The organism is Streptococcus sp. GMD4S (genome assembly GCF_000296955.1).
Genome location: NZ_AJRE01000548.1, coordinates 1 through 727, shown reverse-complemented (window position 1 = coordinate 727; position 727 = coordinate 1). Strand labels below are relative to the sequence as shown.

1 protein-coding gene and 1 pseudogene are annotated in these 727 nt (G+C 35.1%); both read right to left on the bottom strand.

The window, feature by feature from the left end; all coding sequences use genetic code 11:
• Positions 1 to 118, bottom strand: a pseudogene (locus tag GMD4S_RS12475) (ribosome maturation factor RimM); the annotation flags it as partial.
• 30 nt (positions 119 to 148) lie between these two features.
• The coding region (locus GMD4S_RS12470) for a hypothetical protein (RefSeq protein ID WP_000607398.1) at positions 149 to 727 on the bottom strand (579 nt) is incomplete at its 5' end.

Below are 727 nucleotides of genomic sequence, written 5' to 3'. Positions count from 1 at the left end.
AAGCCAGCTCTGCCCCTTTTTTAAACCGTTCCTCAGCAAAATCCGTCACAGACAAGACTCGCATCTCACCTTGTAGACCCTGCGTATTAACGATTTTCCCAACATTAAAGTAGTTCATCTTGTCTCCTGTACTCTCCTTCTTTCCATCTTATTCTGACAATTCTCGAATAATATTCGCAATTTTTTCTGATTCAGACCATTGTAAATAATGGTGATTCCCTCCTAAAATGAGTTTAGTATTGGAAGTCCAATATTCTGAGTCTCTGTATTCTTTTTCTCTATAAGCCTGACAAAAAATAAATACAGGGACATGAGCTTCTATAGATACATTCTTAAAATCTTCCTCAGTAATCTCACAATATATATGAAATTCTGGAACTTGTCTTTCCAACTCTGAATCTTTTTCTTGCACTAAATCCCAGATTTCTTCATTAGTTTCAGAGCTAAATGCTGCTTGAGTTATGTTCTTAAAATAGACTTCGGGGCCACACTCTTCAATCAGTCTCATTTGCTCTTCCATTTCTGGATAAGGATTTTCTGAAAAATCAGAAAACATTACTTTTTTAGTTGTTGGTTCAATTGCTACTAAAGCCTGACACTTAATTGATTTGTTCATCAATTTGCAAGCTAAAATTCCACTCAAACTATGTGCACAAAGTATATATTCATAAATCGCCAATTCTTCAAGTACTTCATAAACCGCGTCTACAAGATTGTCCAGATTTTT